The 14,710-nt window shown below is 69.7% G+C and carries 13 protein-coding genes; 4 read left to right on the forward strand and 9 right to left on the reverse strand.

The annotated features are described in order from the left end of the window. Positions 1-469: 469 nt before the first annotated feature. A complete protein-coding gene (locus tag FJ887_RS14640) occupies positions 470-2,341 on the forward strand; it encodes an LPXTG cell wall anchor domain-containing protein (RefSeq protein ID WP_137825139.1) in 1,872 nt (623 codons plus the stop codon). Here FJ887_RS14640 and FJ887_RS14645 read toward each other — a convergent pair. Next, entirely contained in the window at positions 2,319-3,008 is a 690-nt protein-coding gene (locus FJ887_RS14645) for a MerR family transcriptional regulator (RefSeq protein ID WP_137825140.1), read from the reverse strand. The genes FJ887_RS14640 and FJ887_RS14645 overlap by 23 nt on opposite strands. Before the next feature lie 58 nt (positions 3,009-3,066). On the opposite strand from FJ887_RS14645, the gene FJ887_RS14650 reads away from it, so the two are divergent. Next, a complete protein-coding gene (locus FJ887_RS14650) occupies positions 3,067-3,507 on the forward strand; it encodes a DUF6194 family protein (RefSeq protein WP_137825141.1) in 441 nt (146 codons plus the stop codon). Position 3,508: 1 nt separating this feature from the next. On the opposite strand, the gene FJ887_RS14655 is transcribed toward FJ887_RS14650, so the two are convergent. The 6 genes from FJ887_RS14655 to FJ887_RS14680 are packed head-to-tail and all read right to left on the reverse strand — an operon-like array spanning position 3,509 to position 9,861. Further along, on the reverse strand, positions 3,509-4,300 hold the full coding sequence (locus tag FJ887_RS14655; protein WP_137825142.1) for an HpcH/HpaI aldolase family protein: 792 nt from the start codon (positions 4,298-4,300) through the stop codon (positions 3,509-3,511). After that, complete coding sequence (locus FJ887_RS14660) at positions 4,285-5,070, reverse strand: fumarylacetoacetate hydrolase family protein (protein WP_137825143.1); 786 nt, start codon at positions 5,068-5,070, stop codon at positions 4,285-4,287. The genes FJ887_RS14655 and FJ887_RS14660 overlap by 16 nt, the downstream gene beginning before the upstream one ends. A 9-nt stretch (positions 5,071-5,079) precedes the next feature. Continuing rightward, positions 5,080-6,192, reverse strand: coding sequence for a 3,4-dihydroxyphenylacetate 2,3-dioxygenase (hpaD, locus tag FJ887_RS14665; protein ID WP_137825144.1), 1,113 nt, complete (start codon positions 6,190-6,192; stop codon positions 5,080-5,082). An 11-nt stretch (positions 6,193-6,203) separates the two neighbouring features. Continuing rightward, positions 6,204-7,709: a 5-carboxymethyl-2-hydroxymuconate semialdehyde dehydrogenase gene (hpaE, locus tag FJ887_RS14670; protein WP_137825145.1), complete on the reverse strand. Its 1,506-nt coding sequence runs from the start codon at positions 7,707-7,709 to the stop codon at positions 6,204-6,206. Beyond that, entirely contained in the window at positions 7,706-8,410 is a 705-nt protein-coding gene (locus FJ887_RS14675; protein WP_249356711.1) for a GntR family transcriptional regulator, read from the reverse strand. The genes hpaE and FJ887_RS14675 overlap by 4 nt, the downstream gene beginning before the upstream one ends. Further along, on the reverse strand, positions 8,392-9,861 hold the full coding sequence (locus tag FJ887_RS14680) for a fumarylacetoacetate hydrolase family protein (RefSeq protein WP_140955719.1): 1,470 nt from the start codon (positions 9,859-9,861) through the stop codon (positions 8,392-8,394). The genes FJ887_RS14675 and FJ887_RS14680 overlap by 19 nt, the downstream gene beginning before the upstream one ends. A 185-nt stretch (positions 9,862-10,046) precedes the next feature. Here FJ887_RS14680 and FJ887_RS14685 point away from each other — a divergent pair, with 185 nt between their 5' ends. Then, a complete protein-coding gene (locus FJ887_RS14685; protein WP_140955718.1) occupies positions 10,047-11,969 on the forward strand; it encodes an FAD-dependent monooxygenase in 1,923 nt (640 codons plus the stop codon). Positions 11,970-12,048: 79 nt separating this feature from the next. Further along, positions 12,049-12,519 (forward strand): SRPBCC family protein, encoded by a 471-nt coding sequence (locus FJ887_RS14690; protein ID WP_140955717.1) that lies wholly within the window; start codon positions 12,049-12,051, stop codon positions 12,517-12,519. Positions 12,520-12,546: 27 nt separating this feature from the next. Here FJ887_RS14690 and FJ887_RS14695 read toward each other — a convergent pair whose 3' ends face one another. Both FJ887_RS14695 and FJ887_RS14700 read right to left on the reverse strand, forming a co-directional pair. After that, a complete protein-coding gene (locus FJ887_RS14695; protein ID WP_137825149.1) occupies positions 12,547-13,101 on the reverse strand; it encodes a hypothetical protein in 555 nt (184 codons plus the stop codon). Between the two features lie 71 nt (positions 13,102-13,172). Next, complete coding sequence (locus tag FJ887_RS14700) at positions 13,173-14,642, reverse strand: HNH endonuclease (protein ID WP_250786257.1); 1,470 nt, start codon at positions 14,640-14,642, stop codon at positions 13,173-13,175. Positions 14,643-14,710 lie beyond the last annotated feature (68 nt).

Genomic DNA, 14,710 nt, shown 5'->3' on the forward strand with positions numbered 1-14,710 from the left:
GCTGCGGGCCCATCGCCTGCCGCGGTCCGGGCTGCGGGTTCCCGTGCGGGCCGGGGCCCTGGTTCGGGCCCGCCTGTCTTGGGCCGACCTGTTCCGACATAGTCCGTCCTTCTCCATGGGGCGCTCGAAGCCGCTGTTCAGAGCGTTGACTGCCCCATCAGTCTACGGTCGAACACTGACACGCACCCTAAAGCGACGTGTCCGTTCAGCAACAGCCGACACCGGCCACTTGCGTGCATCTGACTGTGGATTCCCGGCGCCGAGGCGGGGCGGCCGGGCCGTGGTCGCCGCCCGGTTCCGCGGGGCGAGGAGCCCGCGGGCCGCATCCTGCCGCGCCGCCGACTCGTGTCCCCAACTGTGAACGTGACTTGTCCGCTCGCGCTCGTTCTCCTGTGGACGCCGGCACCGGTTTCCACAGGGGCTTGCCGGGGTCTGGTCAGGACTCTGTCGTGCGGCGTCCAATCGGGGCATGAAAACTCGCAGACGACTCACGCCCCGATCCGCCCTCGTCCTCCTCATCGTCGCCGTCCTCTCGTGCGCCGGGCTCTCCCCCGGGCCCGCGCACGGGGCGACGGCCGAGCTCGGCGAGGTGCCGATGCTCAGCAGCGCCGACGCCTACGGTCCCGGAATCTGGCACGAAGCGCCCGAGGGGAAGACCTGGTACGGGGCGTATCGGACGTTCCCCGACACGTTCGCGTACTGCATCGACGCGGGAAAGCAGTCGCCGCTGCCGGAGTACTTCGCCGACGCGACGGCGCAGGAGGTCACGGCACCGGTCACGGCGTGGGCCCTGGCAACGTACGCGGATTCGCCGGATCCCGATGTGCAGGCGGCGCTGAGCGCGATCGCCCGGGCCGATGAGCGCATCGACCACGATCACACGGTCCCGCCGCAGGAGCCGGGCGAACTCGGTGCGGCGTTCGAGGGGGCCGCCGAGCAGTACGAGGCGATCACGGCCGAGGCGACGAGGCTGGCGGGACCCTACACGCTGACCGTCGCGCTCGAGCCGGTCCTCGACATCCCCGTCCTCGAACCCTATGCCGCGAACGAGGGCGACTTCGCTCGCGCCCCCGCAGACCCGACGCCGTCGTTCCCGACGACGAACCGGGTCACGCTCACCGCCGCCCTGACGACGGCGTCGGGGACCGCGGTGCCCGATGTGCCGATCACGCTCGAGGTCACCGGCGCCGATGGCCCGGCGAGTCTGACGAGCGGGACGGCTCCGGCGACGACGACGCTGACCGCCGAGGGTCCGGGCACGGTGAGGGTGAGCGCCTCGGCGAGCGTCGCCCCGGACACCGTCGCCCTCTGGGAGCCGACGTCGGGCACCCGGGTGCAGCGGGTCATCACGCCGGGCGAACCCGTCACGCTCACCGACTCCGCCGAGGTCGACCTCACCTCGCAGCCGCGGGTGGTCACGGAGATCTCGGAGGTCAACCCCTCCCCCGGGGACACGGTCACCGACACGTTCACCGTGTCCGGTCTCATCGGCGACCACACCGTCGACGTCGTCCATGAGCTGTGGGCGACGACGTCGAAGCCGGAGGTGGGGAAGCGGAACGACGACGCCGAGGTGGTCGGATCCGTGACCTCGAAGGATGTCGGCAACGGCACCCACGAGTCCCCCGGCATCCGGATCCCCGCGGACTTCCGCGGGTGGGTGTACTTCACCGAGACGATCGCCGCCGACGACTCGACGAGGGAGTGGACGGGCATCCACGGCCAGCCGAAGGAGACGGGCTTCACCCCGTGGACCCCGACGGCGCAGACGCAGGCCCGGCTCGACGGCGACACCGTCAGCGACGAGGTCGCGGTGAGCGGGCTGCGGCCTGGCGCCGAGGCGAGGCTGACGGTCACGGCCTATCGCACCGACGACGAACCGGAGCAGTCGGCGACGCCGTCGGGCACCGAGATCGCCGCCCAGGACATCACCGTCGTCGCCGATCAGGAGGGCAGCGCGACGGTGAGCACGGAGCCGATCGACATGCCCGTCGGCTGGGTGACGTTCGTGACGACGATCGCCGAGGACGACGTCCACCGGGGCTGGACGAGCGAATGGGGCATCCCCGCCGAGACCGTGGAACGGGTGGCGGAGGGCACCGCGAGTCCTCCCCCGACCGCGCCCTCGCCGCCGGAGCAGCCGGCGCCGCCGGAGGAACCCGCGCCTCCGGAGGAACCCGCGCCTCCGACTCCGGTCGCAGACCGGCCTCAGGCCCCAGGGCCAGCCTCAGAGCTGCCGCGCACGGGAGCGGCCGGCCACGGCATGCTCATCGGCGCCGGCATCGTCCTCATCGGGGTGGGAGCGGCGACGCTGCTCGTCACCGGTCGGCGGAGACGATGAGGCCACCGGCGCGGAAGAGGTCGCGGAGGCGAGCCTCGATCGAGGCGGTGCGCTCGTCCAGCGCGGTCAGGGATGCCCCGGCATCGCCGAGGTCGCGGAGGGCGCCCAGTGCCTGACGCACCTCGGGGATCCGGTAGCCCCCGGCGCGAAGGGCGGCGGTGATCCTCGCATCACGGATCGCGAGACTCCGATAGAGACGGGCCCGGACACCGCCGGAAACGACCCGCTCGGGGTCGATGAGGCCCTCGGACTCCCAGAACCGCAGCGTCGACGCCGGCACCCCCAGTGCCTGAGAGAGCTCGGTGATGGTCATCGGATCCTCGCCGCCCGTGTCCGCTGCCACTGTGAGGAGGGCGTCTCGAGCTGCGAGCACCTGCTTCCGCTCGGCGTCGAGTGACGCGGCGTGCTCGCCCAGTGCCGCGGCGATGTCCACCTCAGATGTCCGGTCGCGCCGCATCATCAGCGCGGCGGCGTCGACCGGTCCGATCGCTGCCGCAAGAAGCCGGTAGGCACCGAGCGCGCGCAGGTGAACCTCGGTGAAGGTCCGGTAGCCGTTGGGCCGGCGCTCAGCCGCTGGGATCACCCCGATCGTCTCGAGGCGACGCACCTGCTGGACGGAGCACCCCGAGATCTCGGCCACCTCGGCGGTGGAGAGCGGTCTGTCCATGGTCACCCCATTCGACCTCGCAAACCCGACATAAGCACTTCAAGGACACACTTCACCCATGAGTATGCACGATCTGCTTGAGACGATTCGCACGTTCGACGGAGTGCTCGAAGTGGCCCCCTCTGCCGGCGGCCCGTACCCCGAGATCTCGTGGGGCGATCACTACTTCTACTACGCCCCGGACGGCGTGATCCCCCACCGAGTCCAGCCCTACGCCACGGTCGTGACGAAGGACTATCCCGACGACACGGCGTCACAGCTGCAAGGTCCCGACCGGTGGAGGGTCAACATCCACATCGGTCGGGACCGCGCCAGGCGCCTCCTCGGCGACGGCGGCGACTGGGACTTCGCAGCGACCGACACGCTCCTCCCCCACCCGCTCTACGGCAGGCAGGGATGGATCGCCGTCGTGACTCCCGGTCAGCGCACGACGGCAGCGGTCGTCGAACTCCTCGACGCCGCTCACCGAGAGGCGAAGCACCGGTGGGATCGCCGCTGACTCAGTCCCGGCCGGACCACTCCTCAGCCCAGCGGCGGGCACCGGCGACGAGCAGGCTGACATCGGCGCCGACGAGGACGAAGGACGCCCCCGCATCGAGGTAGGCCCGCGCCTGCACCGGGTCGAAGGCGTTGACGCCGACGGGTTTGCCCGCCGCGCGCACCGCCTCGAAGGTCGCGCGCACCGCCGCGGTGACATCGGGGTGCGTCTGCTGACCGAGCAGCCCCATCGAGGCGGCGAGGTCGGAGGGCCCGACGAAGACGGCGTCGACGCCGTCGACGGCGGCGATCGCCGCGGCGTTCTCCACGGCCGTGGCCGACTCGATCTGCACGGTCAGGGACACGAGCTCGGCCGCCCGGGTGAGATAGTCGGGCACGGTGTTCCAGCGCGACGCCCGCGCCAGGGCGGAGCCGACCCCGCGGACCCCGGCAGGCGGGTAGCGCACGGCCCGGGCCGCCTCCTCGGCGTCGGCGACGGTGTCGACCATCGGCACGAGGAGGTTCTGGGCGCCGAGGTCGAGGTGCTGCTTGATGAGCACCCGATCGCACACGGGAACGCGGACGACGGGGGTGGCCGGATAGCCGTTCATCGCCTGGAGCAGGCGGGTCGTCGTCTCGAGCCCGATCGGCGAGTGCTCACCGTCGATGAGCACCCAGTCGAGCCCGGAGGACGCGGCGATCTCAGCGGCCACGGGCGACCCCGAGCTCACCCACATCCCCGCGAGGTGGTCACCGTCGGTGCGCCCGCGGAGCCGGTCGGCGAACGTCGGCGGCAGGTCTAGGCGAAACGGCATGTGATGACTCCCAGTTCTCCGTAGTCGGCGTGGACGGTGTCGCCGGGGTGGACCCACATCGGTCGCGTGAACGAGCCGGCGAGCACGGTCTCGCCCGCCCGCAGGCTCTCCCCGTGGTCGGCGAGCTTGTTCGCCAGCCACGCGATGCCGCGGCCCGGATGGTCGAGGACGGCTGCGGCGACACCGGAATCCTCGATCGTCTCGTTGCGGTAGAGCAGGGCGGACACCCAGCGCAGGTCGACGGCGTCGACGGCCACCGGCCGACCGCCGAGGACCATCGCGCCGAGGGCCGCATTGTCGGAGATCGTGTCGACGATCGTGCGCCCCTCCATCTCGATGCGCGAGGAGAGGACCTCGAGCGCCGGGACGACGTACTCGGTCGCCCGGAGCACGTCGATGAGCGTGACGTCGGGACCGGTGAGGTCGGCACCGAGGACGAACGCGAGCTCGACCTCGATGCGGACTCCCGAGTACTGCGCGTGGTCGATGACCGCACCGGTCTCGTAGACCTGGTCGGCGAAGATCGTCCCGTAGTCGGGTTCGGTGATGCCGGTGGCCTGCTGCATCGGCTTCGACGTCAGACCGATCTTGTGCCCGACCATCCGCCGTCCCGCGGCCTCGCCGCGCCGGCGCCACTCCCGCTGGACCGCGTACGAGTCCTCGACGGTCATGTCCGGGTGGGCGGCGGTGAGCAGACCGATCTTCGACCGCGTCCTCTCCGCTTCCGCGAGCTCATCGGCGATGCCCTCGATGACGGCGTCTTCGAGCATGTCCCCTCCTCAGAGCTGGTGGCCGAGCTTGAATTCCTCTTCGCCGTCCTCGGCGCCCGAGCGGGCTCCGAAGTCGGATTCGGCGTCCTCCCGGCGCGTGTAGGAGAACCCGTCGGCGCCGATCGTCACCTCCAGCTCGGAGTCGTCGGTGCGGGCGGTGAGCGGGACGGGGTTGCCCTCGAGGTCGAGGACCGTCGAGGCGTCGGTGTACCACGAGGGCACGACCGGGTTGCCCCACCAGTCACGACGCTGGTTGTCGTGGACGTCCCACGTCACCCGCGGGTTGTCGGGGTCGCCGGTGTAGTAGTCCTGGGTGTAGATCTCGATGCGGTGCCCGTCGGGATCGCGCAGGTAGAGGTAGAAGGCGTTCGACACCCCGTGCCGGCCGGGTCCCCGCTCGATCGAGTCGGACATCCGCAGCGCGCCGAGCTTGTCGCAGATCGCGAGGATGTTGTGCTTCTCGTGGGTGGCGAACGCGACGTGGTGCATGCGCGGTCCGTCGCCGCCGGTCATCGCGGTGTCGTGGACGGTGGGCTTGCGGCGCATCCACGCCGCGTAGACGGTGCCCTCGTCGTCCTGGATGTCCTCGGTGACGCGGAAGCCGAGGTCCTCCATGTAGTTCACGGCGCGCGGCACGTCCGGGGTGACCTGGTTGAAGTGGTCGAGGCGGACGAGCGCACCGGGCGAGTAGAGGTCGTAGCGCCAGGCCAGGCGCTCGACGTGGTCGACGTCGTAGAAGAACTCGTAGGGGAAGCCGAGCGGATCCTGCACGCGCACGGAGTCGCCGATGCCGCGGACGAAGCCGTCCTTGCGCCGCTCGACGGGGCAGCCGAGCTCACGGTAGAACGCCTCGGCGGCGTCGACCTCCTCCGGGCTGCGGACCCGGAACGAGAACGCGGCGACCGCGGGCACGGGTCCCTTGCGGAGGACGAGGTTGTGGTGGATGAACTCCTCCATCGACCGCAGGTAGACGGAGTTCTCGTCCTCCCAGGTGACCTGCAGGTCGAGGACGTCGACGTAGAAGTCGCGGGAGGCCTGGAGATCGGTGACGACGATCTCCATGTACGCGCAGCGCACGACGTCGGGCGCGGGAACGGTGGGGGTGGTGATGGGGTCGGACATGGGTTTTCCTCTCACTGCTTCCCGAAGACGGGATTGTGGACCTCGCCGAGGTTGATGTGCACGGCCTGCTGGTCGGTGTAGAAGTCGATCGAGCGGTAACCGCCCTCGTGGCCGAGGCCCGAGGCCTTGACGCCGCCGAAGGGGGTGCGCAGGTCACGGACGTTGTTCGAGTTCAGCCACACCATGCCGGATTCGACGGCCTGCGCGAAGTTGTGGGCGCGCTTGAGGTCCGAGGTCCAGATGTACGCGGCGAGCCCGTACTTCGTGTCGTTGGCGAGCTCGAGCGCCTCCTCGTCGGAGGAGAACTTCGTGATCGCGACGACGGGGCCGAAGATCTCCTCCTGGTAGATGCGCGCATCGGGGGTGACGTCGGCGAAGACGGTGGGCTGGACGAAGTTGCCGTCCTCGAAGCCCTCGGGGCGTCCGCCGCCGGCGACGAGGCGGCCCTCCTCCTTGCCGAGCTCGACGTAGGACATGACCTTCTCGTAGTGCTCGGGGTGGACGAGGGCGGCCACCTCGGTGTCGGGGTCCGAGGGCAGACCGACCTTGACCCGCTTCGCCTGGGCGGCGTAGCGCTCGACGAACTCGTCGTAGATCGAGTCCTCGACGAGGATGCGCGACCCGGCGGTGCAGCGCTCCCCGTTGAGGGAGAAGACCCCGAAGATCGTCGCGTTGACGGCGGCGTCGAGGTCCGCGTCGGCGAAGACGACGGCCGGGGACTTCCCGCCGAGCTCCATCGACAGGCCCTTGAGCCACGGGGCGGCGTTGGCGAAGATCGCCTGACCGGTCGAGGACTCACCGGTGAAGGAGATGAGCGGCACGTCGGGGTGCTTGACGAGGGAATCGCCGGCGAAGCCCTCTTCGCCGAAGCCGTTGACCATGTTGAACACGCCCGTGGGCAGGCCGGCCTCTTCGAAGATGCCCGGCCACAGAGACGCCGAGAGCGGGGTGAACTCGGCGGGCTTGAGCACGACGGTGTTGCCGGTCGCCAGCGCCGGGCCGAGCTTCCACGATTCGAGCATGAACGGGGTGTTCCACGGGGTGATGAGCCCGGCCACGCCCTTGGGCTTGCGGTTGACGTAGTTGGCCTGCCGTCCGGGCACCTTGTAGGCATCGTCGGTCTGGGCGACGATGAGGTCGGCGAAGAAGCGGAAGTTCTCCGCTGCCCGGCGGGCCTGGCCCTTGGCCTGGGTGATCGGCAGCCCGGAGTCGTAGGACTCCATGGCCGCGAGCTCGTCCTCGCGGGACTCGACGATGTCGGCGATGCGGTTGAGCACGCGGGCCCGTTCGCGCGGGAGCATCGTCGGCCACGGACCCTCTTCGAAGGCCTTCTTCGCCGCGGCGACGGCGCGATCGATGTCGGCCTTCTTGCCCGAGGCGGCCTTGATGTAGGGCTGGTTCGTCACAGGATTGATGACGTCGAACTCGTCGCCGTCGAGGGAGTCGACGAACTCGCCGTCGATGTAGTGGCGAATCTTCTCCGGCAGGTTGGCGGGAGCACTGGTGGACGCAGTCATGACTTGTCCCTCTCTGTTGCTGTGGTGGCTTCTTGGTAGCTGTGCAGGGTGGCGGTGCGGTGGGCGCGGACGACGCGTTCGACCTCATCCGCCGAGGCGGCCGCCCGGATGAGCGCGATGATCCGGGAGTGCTCGTCGACGGATTCCCGCGCGCGTTCGGGAACGAAGGAGAACGTCGAGTTGCGCAGGTGCGCGAGCCGGTCCCATTCGACGCCGACGAGCGTGCGGAGGCGATCGTTGGGGCAGCGGGCGAAGAGCGCGGCATGGAACTCGTGGTTGAGCCGCGTGAACTCGACCGGGTCGAAGTCGTCGAGCAGGGCGAGCATCTGCTCGTTGAGCGCCTCGGCGGCGGCGAGGTCACCGTCGGTGATGTGGGTGAGCGCCTGCGCCGTCGCCGCGCCCTCGAGGATCGCGACGGCCTCCATCGACTGGACGTACGACCCGTGGTCGACCATCGCCACCCGCGCCCCGACGTTGCGTTCGAAGGTGACGAGACCGTCGGCTTCGAGCCTGCGGATCGCCTCCCGCACGGGCACGACGGAGGTGTCGAGGTCGACGGCGATCTGCGAGAGCACGAGCTTGTCACCGGCGTCGAACGTGTGGTCCCCGATGCGCTCGCGGATCCAGTTGTACGCGAGCTCGGCCTTGCTCAGACGCTGGCCGAGCGGGGCGGCCTCGGCGGTCATCGTGAGCTCTTCCATTCCTCGAACTTCGCCTTCCACTCACCGGTCGGCGGGAAGAGACCGTCGACGGGGTTGCCGGCGGCGACCTGATCGGCGACCCAGCCGTCCTCGGTCTCTTTCTCCAGCGCTGCGTCGACGACCTCCTCGGCGAGGTCACGCGGGATGACGATGACCCCGTCGTCGTCGCCGACGATCACATCGCCGGGCAGGACGGTGGCGTTGCCGCAGGCCACGGCGACATCGGACTCCCACGGCACGTGCTTGCGGCCGAGCACCGCGGGGTTCTTCGCGGTCGCGAACACCGGGAGGATGCCGGCCACCTCCGCAGCGTCGCGGACGCCCCCGTCGGTGACGACCCCGGCGGCGCCGAGGGACTTCGCGCGGAGAGCGAGGATGTCACCGAGCGTGCCCGATCCGGACTCGCCGCGGGCCTCGATGACGATGACCTCGCCGGGCTTGAGGGAGTCGAAGGCGCGCTTCTGCGCGTTGTAGCCTCCCCCGTGGGACGTGAAGAGGTCCTCCCGGTTGGGGACGAAGCGCAAAGTCTTCGCGACCCCGACGAGCGTCGTGCCCGCGGCGAGCGGACGGACCCCGTCGATGACGACGTTGTTGAGGCCGCGGGCACGCAGCTGCGCGGACAGGCCCGCGGTCGGCGCCTTCTCCAGCTTCTCGCGCAGCCTGTCGGGCAGGGATCCGTCGTCTGCGGGCGGGAGGCCGGCCTCCTCGCGGGAGCCCCACGCATCGGCGGCGAGCGCCTCGGTGACGGCCGGGGTGCTGCCGAGGGCTGCGTCGAAGTCGCCGGGACCCTCGACGACCTCGGTGCGCAGGCGTCCCGAGCTCAGCTGCTCCCCCGAGTCCGAGGAGGCGCCGGTGACCTCGACCTCGACGACATCGCCGGGGGCGACGACGGTCGACCCGGCCGGGGTGCCGGTGAGGATGACGTCCCCGGACTCGAGCGTGAAGTGCTGGCTGAGGTCGGCGATGATCTGCGTGAGCGGGAAGATGAGCTGGTCGGGGCCGGTGCCGTCGTCCTGGACGAGGGAGCCGTTGACCCACGTCCGGATCGTCAGCTCCTGCGGGTCGACCTCGGCGGCGGGGATGAGGTTCGGACCCAGCGGGGTGTAGCCGTCGCGGCTCTTCGAGCGCACGTTCGACCCCTTGTCGGGGGTCTTGAGGTCGTAGAGGCCGAAGTCGTTGGAGGCGGTGACGCCGGCGACGTGGTCCCACGCCTCGTGCGCGGTGACCCGATGGGCGGGGCTGCCGATGACGATGGCGATCTCGCCCTCGAACGCGAGCAGCTTCGTGTCGGCGGGGCGCTCGATCGTCGCTCCGCTCGGGGCGACCGAGCTCGAGGCCTTGAGGAAGTACGAGGGCGCGGCGGGGCGCGTGCCGCGCTGGGCCGAACGGGACTCGTACGCCACATGGACGGCGATGATCTTGCCGGGGCGGGAGGGCACTGCAGTCGACATCGAAACCTCGTTCTCTCGTCGTTGATTGATTGAATCGTATACGATGCTTTGCCACTGGACAAGGGGTTGTCCTGATTTCCTGGATTCGCGTGCTTGATCGTATATGAACTGATACGATCTCAATCACAGTGTGCGTGATGGATCACTCGAGACGCACGAGGGTGTGTGAGAAACCGGAGGCTGATATGCACTTCCATCAGAACGGCTACGTGTCCGCGGATCCGCGGATCGAGGAGGCGGCGGGGTACGGCATCGACCGACCCGAAGCCCTGCCCGACGAGGTCGACGTCCTCATCGTCGGCAGCGGACCGGCGGGCATGGTCGCCGCCGCACAGCTCGCCCAGTATCCCGAGGTCAACACCCGGATCATCGAGAAGCGCGACGGGCGTCTCGTCATCGGCCAGGCCGACGGCATCCAGGCGCGCTCGGTCGAGACGTTCCAGGCCTTCGGCTTCGCCGAGGAGATCATGCGCGAGGGCTACCACATCACGGAGATGGCCTTCTGGAATCCGGATCCCGAGAACCCCGATCACATCATCCGCACCGGCAGGCCCAAGGACGACGAGACCGGCGTCAGCGAGTTCCCGCACCTCATCGTCAACCAGGCCCGCGTCCTCGACTACTTCGCGCAGTTCGCCAAGCAGTCCCCGGCCCGCATCGAACCCGACTACGGCATCGAGTTCGTCGACCTCTCCGTCGAGGATCCCGCCACCGCCGCCGATCCTCAGCACCCGGTCACGGTGACCGTGCGCTACACCGCCGGTGAGCGCGCCGGCCAGCAGCGCACGATCCGCGCCGGCTTCGTCATCGGCAGCGACGGCGCCCGCTCCGGGGTGCGCTCGGCGATCGGCCGGACGATGTCCGGCGACCAGGCCAACCACGCGTGGGGCGTGATGGACGTCCTCGCCAACACCGACTTCCCCGACATCCGCACGAAGTGCGCGATCTCGTCGAAGCACGGCAACATCCTCCACATCCCCCGCGAGGGCGGCCACCTCTTCAGGATGTACGTCGACCTCGGCGAGGTGCCCGTCGACGATGCGCGCAAGGTGCGCCAGACGAGCATCGAGGACATCATCGCGAAGGCGAACGCCATCATCGCCCCCTACTCGCTCGACGTGAAGAACGTCGCGTGGCACAGCGTCTACGAGGTCGGCCATCGGCTCACCGACGCCTTCGACGACACCGACGAGTCGGTTCCGGACTCGCCGTGCCCGCGCGTGTTCATCACCGGCGACGCCTGCCACACGCACTCGGCGAAGGCCGGTCAGGGCATGAACGTCTCGATGCAGGACGGCTTCAACATCGCCTGGAAGCTCGGGCAGGTCGCCACCGGCCGCTCGTCGTCGGAGCTGCTGCGGACCTACTCGGCCGAGCGCCAGGTCACGGCGAAGAACCTCATCGACTTCGACAAGGAGTGGTCGACGCTCATGGCCACCCCGCAGGATCAGCTGCCGGACAAGGCCTACCTCGAGGACTTCTACGTCAAGACCGCGGAGTTCCCCGCCGGCTTCATGACCGAGTACACCGAGTCGATGATCACCGCCTCGACGGCTAACCAGGAGCTCGCGGCGGGCTTCCCCGTCGGCAAGCGCTTCAAGTCCGCGCGCGTCAACCGCGTCGTCGACGCCTACCCCCTCCACCTCGGGCACGAGGCGAAGGCCGACGGCCGCTGGCGGATCTACGTCTTCGCCGACGGTGCGACCCCAGGGCAGGAGACCGACGCCGAGGCGCTCAACGGGGTTCCCGGACTCTCCGCCTGGCTCGAATCCGATCCCGCCTCCCCGCTCGTGGCCTATCGCCGCACCGGTGAGGACGTCGACGCCCTCGTCGAGCTCAAGGTCATCTACCAGCAGCCGCACACGGAGTTCGACTTCACCGACGTGCCTCCGGTCTTCCGCCCCTTCGTCGGGAAGTTCAGCCTCGAGTACCTTGAGAACATCTACGCGGCCCTGCCCGATGACGACATCTTCGACACCCGCGAGATCAGCCGGGACGGTGCCGTCGTCGTCGTGCGCCCCGACCAGTACGTCGCCGGCATCTACCCGCTGAGCGCCCATGAGGAGATCGGAAAGTTCTTTGCCGGGGTGTTCCTCCCCGAGAGCTGAGGGCCGGCCTGTCTGGGAGCTGGCTGATGACCGGGGCGAAGGTCTCGGAATGGCACTTCGCGTGTGGCAGGGTGGTCGTATGACCACGAATGAGAAGAGCATCACAGTCACCCGTGTCATCGACCACCCCACGCAGGAGATCTTCGACGTCCTCACCCTCCCGGAGAACCACGAGCAGTTCGACGGCTCGGGGATGGTGCGGGCGGCGGAGAAGTCCCAGCGCATCCAGGGCGTCGGCGACGTCTTCGTCATGAACATGTTCGCCGACGCGATGGGCGGCGACTACCAGATGCACAACCATGTCACCGCGTACGACGCGAACAAGATGGTCGGCTGGCAGCCGGCGCAGTCGGACAACCCGAAGGAGCCCGGCGGCTGGGAATGGGTCTACGAGCTCAATGCGGTCGGCCCCGAGAGCACCGAGGTGACGCTGACCTACGACTGGTCGAAGGTCGACGACCCGAAGCTGCTCTCACTGTTCCCCGTCGTCAGCGAGGACCAGCTCGACGAGTCGCTCAACCGCTTGGCCGCCGCCGTCTCCGGGAGCTGACACAGCCCTATCCGGCGGTAGCCGAGCTCAGAAGCGCGAGCCCGAGTACTTCTCGGCGTGCCTGCGGTGACGGCAGTGTCGGCTGCCATAGAGCCCGAAGATGCCGCCGACGATGAGGGCCGTGCTGCCGAGCGCCCACAGCACCGCCCCGGGTGCGGGATAGCCGATCTCCATCCCGCCGACCCAGCGGCCCTGCTCGTCCATCCCGTCCCACATGAAGAACGGCGGGTCGAGCAGCATGAGGGTGAGCGCCACGAGGAGCACGAGCCCGAGGATCACCGCCGCCGGGGACCACATGACGAGGGACCGTGAGATCCATGCGGTGACCGCGCACGCGATGATCGCGATCCACGGCAGCAGGAACGCGACGTCGCTCGTCTCCGGCGCGATCGGCTGCTCGCCGAGCGAGGTGATGACGAGGCGGGGCCCCTCGTGGTTCCCGCTGTCGAGGACGGGCACCCAGATCATCGCCACCCAGGACGCGAGCGCGACGAGCGGCAGCCACCGCGCCACCCACCGCGACCGTCGACCGCGCGGCAGCAGCTGCGTGCCGACGGGTGCGGGGCGGTCCACGGTGTTCATGACCACCATCCTTGGTTTCACCTGCCGCCGGCCGGTGACGGGGATGTTGCAGAACTGTCACCCGGGCTGTCTCACCCGGCGCGAGCGCGGATCTGCGTGCGGAGAACCTCCTCGGCGTGGGAGCGGGCGCGTCGCCACGCCGGTGCGGCGTCCGGCTCGAGCAGACCGGCGAAGACCCGACGCCAGTCACCGGCACCGCTGTCCGGAGCACCGCTGTCCGCCGGAGGACCGGTGCTCACTGAAGGACCGGTGCCGGCCATACCGCGGTTCGACCGCCGCGGATGCTTCATCCGCTTGAGGAACGGCGGGGTCGTCGTCGCGTATCTCCGCCCGGTCGGGGTCGTCACCGTCAGTCCCGTCGCGGTCGCCTCGTGCGACCATCCGGGGTGCTCCTTCGCGTAGTTGCAGGAGGCGCACAGTCCCGAGCCGTTCTCCCACGAAGTGCCACCGCCGGCGGCGAAGGGCTGAGCATGATCGGCGTGCTTGATCGGGGCATCGCACCACGGGGTCCGGCACCGATCGTCACGGAAGATCACCATCTGCCGCAGCCGCCCGGTGAAGGCCCGTGAGCGTGATTCGGTGCCGACGAGCTGACCGTCGGTCACGCTCGTGAACATCCGCCTGATGAACACCTCGGCCTCGTTCGCGGCGAGGAAGCTCCGCGCGGTCGCCGCCGGCAGCGGCCCGAATCCGGGCATCCATGCCGGGACCATGCCGTCAGCGAAGAGCGACTCGGCGTCGATGACGACGTGGACCTCCGTCGGCACCGCCGCGGCAGTCGTCTGCCCGGTCAGCCGCTCAACGAAACTGTCAGCCATGATCTGCGGGTGCCGCCGACCGTGCGCGTCCCCTCCGGCGATCACCGCGTCTGCCTCGGCCTTGAGCCCCGACCAGACGGCCACGGCCTGCGGCAGCGGAAGGATCGCGCTCACCCGCCCCATGCCGTCGGCCAGCGGCGTCATCGACACCCGCCGGTGAGCGGCGGCACGCTCCGCCTTCTTCGCAGCATCCGCGGCGTCGACCTGCATCGCCAGTGCCCGCACCTCGGTGCGCAGACTGCGCGGTCCCGACTGGCCGAGGCTCTCACGCATCCGCGTATCCACGCGCCGCCGATCCCCCGGCTCGAGGGTCGCCGTCTCCTCGACCACGATCCGCGCCTTGTCCGCGGAGATCTCCCCGGCCGTCAGCGCCGCATAGGTGCCGGGCAGTTCGGTGACGAGCGATTGGGCGGCGGTGAGGAACTTCCGCCCCGATCCGGGCGAGACCCGCTTCGCCAGCCCCACCTCGTCGCCGGCGCGCACACCCCACTCCTGGACGGGCAGACCGGCCAGGCGGTCCCGGTCCCGACGCAGCTCGGCGAAGGCGACGGCCTCAGCCGACTGGGCGGCGGCGATCGTCGCGGTGAGCTCCTCGAGCGCGGTGATCCGCGCGAGCGCGTCGTCCTCGGACTCCGCCACCGCGGCACCGCGCAGGAAGCCGCCCAATCGGGCCACCTCGGCGAGGTAGTCCGACGGCGATTCCGGAGCGGGACCGATCTCCATGACCGCACCCTAGGGCACGGTCCTGACATGAGATGCCCGGCCTCGGTGACCTGGGACGACACGCCAAC

Source organism: Brevibacterium sp. XM4083 (assembly GCF_006489205.2).
Taxonomy (GTDB): Bacteria; Actinomycetota; Actinomycetes; order Actinomycetales; family Brevibacteriaceae; genus Brevibacterium.